Annotated in this window: 2 protein-coding genes and 1 pseudogene; 2 read left to right on the top strand and 1 reads right to left on the bottom strand. The window is 75.7% G+C overall.

All coding sequences use genetic code 11. From position 1 onward, the window contains the following. Together AB0I98_RS49635 and metF are read left to right on the top strand one after the other, a co-directional pair. A pseudogene (locus AB0I98_RS49635) lies at positions 1 to 211 on the top strand (carbohydrate kinase family protein); the annotation flags it as partial. After that, positions 208 to 1,065, top strand: coding sequence for a methylenetetrahydrofolate reductase [NAD(P)H] (metF, locus tag AB0I98_RS49630; RefSeq protein WP_362953102.1), 858 nt, complete (start codon positions 208 to 210; stop codon positions 1,063 to 1,065). The pseudogene AB0I98_RS49635 and the gene metF, both read left to right, overlap by 4 nt. A gap of 88 nt (positions 1,066 to 1,153) precedes the next feature. Here metF and AB0I98_RS49625 read toward each other — a convergent pair whose 3' ends face one another. Beyond that, positions 1,154 to 2,563, bottom strand: a complete 1,410-nt coding sequence (locus AB0I98_RS49625; RefSeq protein WP_362953100.1) for an MFS transporter — start codon at positions 2,561 to 2,563, stop codon at positions 1,154 to 1,156. Positions 2,564 to 2,997: the final 434 nt, after the last annotated feature.

The following is a 2,997-nucleotide window of genomic DNA, read 5'->3' as shown; positions in this document are numbered from 1 at the left end:
CCTGGCCGGCCTCGCCCGCCAGCTGCCCTGGGACGCCGCCGCCCGCCTGGGCTGCGTGCTCGCCGCGCAGGCACTCGCGGCGGCCGGCCCGCAGACCTACCGCATCGACCCGCAGCACCTGCTGCATACGGCCGAGCAGGCGTACGGCGCCGAGGCGGCCGGGCAGCTCGCCCCCGCCCTCAGCCAGCCGGCGGCGGGAGGACGGCCGTGACGACCTTCTCCTTCGAGTTCTTCCCCCCGAAGACCCGCAAGGGCGAGCGCACCCTGTGGGACACGATCCGCCGGGTGGAGGCGCTGCGCCCCGACTTCGTGTCCGTCACCTACGGCGCGGGCGGCTCCTCCCGCGAGCGGACCATCGCCGTCACCCGCCGTATCGCCGCCGAGACCACGCTGCGGCCCGTCGCCCATCTCACCGCCGTCGGCCACTCCGCGGCCGAACTGCGCCACATCGTCGGCCAGTACGCCGACGCGGGCATCCGCGACGTGCTGGCCCTGCGCGGCGATCCGCCCGGCGACCCGGGCGGAGCGTGGACCCCCCACCCGGACGGCTTCACCCACGCCATCGAGCTGGTCGAACTGGTGCGGTCCCTGGGCGACTTCACCATCGGCGTGGCGGCCTTCCCCGAGCGGCACCCGCGCTCACCGGACTGGGACAGCGACATCCGCCACTTCGTGGCCAAGTGCCGGGCGGGCGCCGACTATGCCATCACCCAGATGTTCTTCCGGGCGGAGGACTATCTGCGGCTGCGTGACCGGGTGGCCGCGGCGGGCTGCGACATACCGATCATCCCGGAGATCATGCCCGCCACCGACGTGACCCAGATCCGCCGCTTCGCCGAACTGTCCCACGCGGCCTTCCCCGAAGACCTCGCCCACCGCCTGGAGGCGGCCCGCGACGATCCCGCCGCCGGGCACCGGATCGGGGTCGAGCACGCCACCGCCATGGCCGGCCGGCTGCTCGCCGAGGGGGCGCCCGGGCTGCACTACATCACGCTCAACAAGTCCACCGCCGCACTCGACATCCACCGCAACCTCCAGGCCTCCCCGCTCAGGGCCGCCTGCTGAACCCGGGCCACGCCACCGCTCACCGCGCCTGCCCGCAGCAGCCCGCCCGCGGCGGCGTCACGGGGATAGGGGCCCTACCGGCGGGCCCCTACCGCCGCTGAGCGGCCTGGCCGGCGGGGCGCAGGAACAGGGCCGCCAGCAGGGCGCAGCCGGCGAAGGCGGCCCCGGTGGCGAAACCGCCCGTCATCGAGCCGCTGTGCGAGGAGACCGTGACGAGGGCGGCCAGGCCGATCGAACCGCCCAGCGACTGAACGGCGTTGAGCATGCTGGCGGCCGCGCCGGCCTCGTCGCCGCGCAGCCTGGAGGTGGCCAGCACGGTGGGCGGCAGCACACAGCACGCCATGCCCACGCCGAGCAGCACCAGCGCCGGCAGCACCGTGCCCGGATAGCCGTCGCCCGCCGACAGCGTGGACAGCCACAGGTTGCCCGTCACCAGCAGCACGGCACCCGTGGCCCACAACCGGCGGGCGCCGAAACGGCGTTCGAGACGCACCGCGGCCACCGCCGTCACCGCCATGGTGACCGGCAGCGGCAGCAGCGCCCAGGCCGTGGTCAGCGCCGACCAGCCGTGCCCGCCCTGGAAGTACTGGTTGAGGAAGAAGTAGGTGCCGATCAGCGCGCCGGGCACCGCGAGTGTGCCCAGGTAGGCCAGGCGCCGGTCGCGGTCGGCGAACAGCCGCGGCACCACGATCGGCTGCGCCGCGCGCCGCTCGACGGCCGCGAACACCGCGAGCAGGACGGCCCCGCCGAGCACGCAGCCCACCACCACCGGGTCGCTCCAGGGCCGTTCGGCGGCCTGCGCCAGCCCGTACACCAGGCAGGCGCAGCCCAGCGCGGACAGCAGCGCGCCGGCCAGGTCGAAGCGGCCGCGGTGGCGGGCGGTCTCGTCGAGGACGAACGGCGCCAGCGCCACGATCGCCAGGCCCAGCGGCACGTCGAGGTAGAGCACCCAGCGCCAGGAGCTGAGCGAGGTGAGCGCCCCCGCGAGCAGCAGCCCGCCCGCGGTGCTGACGGCGCCCACCGTGGTGCACACGGCGATCGCCCGCTTGCGGGAGGCGCCTTCCGCGAAGGTGCTCAGCAGCAGGGCCAGCCCGCTGGGCGCCGCGAGCGCCGCGCCGGCCCCCTGCACCGCCCGCAACGCCACCAGGAACTCGCCGGACTGGGCGGCGCCGCGCAGCGCCGCGGCCGCCGTGAACAGGGCGACCCCGGTCATGAACACCCGGCGGCGGCCCAGGATGTCCCCGGCCCGGCCGCCGAGCAGCAGCAGCCCGCCGAAGGTGAGCAGATAGGCGTTGATCACCCAGGAGGCGCCCACCGCGGACAGCCCGAGTCCCTCGCGCAGGCCGGGCAGCGCGATGTTCACGATCGGGTCGTCGAGCTGGATCATCGCGTTGCACCCGGCGATCACCGCGAGCGCGGCGGCGCCGCGCGCCCGGCTGCGCACCCGCGGCCCGGGCGCGGCACGCACCGGCGACTGCTCCGACACCTGCGCGGTCATGGACGGCCTCCTGACGACGGACGAGGGGGACTGCCGGTCACCGTCCCAAGCGCCGCCGGAGAACCGGTGAAGCCTCACTCGAAGAACGCCGCAGCGCTCCGCTGGAGGGGCGGTTGTTTGTCTGCGGGCCGGTGGGGGCCGGTCGCGCAGTTCCCCGCGCCCCTTTCGGGGCGCGCTGCAGTGCACCGGACTTCATCCGTCCCGCCGCACCGCGATCCAGGCCGGCCACAGAGCGGCTCGAGTCGTGCCGGAGTCGCAGGGCCGGCCCGCACCGGGGCGGGTTCACTGGCGGGCATGACCCGTCACGCGCCCCCCTCGCCGTGCCCGGATCTGTTCGCGCCCCGGCTGCGGACCGCGCGCAGGCTCCTGCTGGCCGGACATCCGCGGCAGACGGCCGACCGCTGCACCGGGCTGCGGGCCCGGGCCGCAGCCAC

This window comes from Streptomyces sp. NPDC050211, from assembly GCF_040656035.1.
Lineage (GTDB): Bacteria > Actinomycetota > Actinomycetes > Streptomycetales > Streptomycetaceae > Streptomyces.
Note: the sequence above shows the minus strand (reverse complement) of the source record. Positions and strands in the feature narration are given on the sequence as shown.

Bases quoted from the DNA above. Each gene is read 5' to 3' on its own strand.
- AB0I98_RS49625 (WP_362953100.1), bottom strand. From the start codon at position 2,563: ATGACCGCGCAGGTGTCGGAGCAGTCGCCGGTGCGTGCCGCGCCCGGG.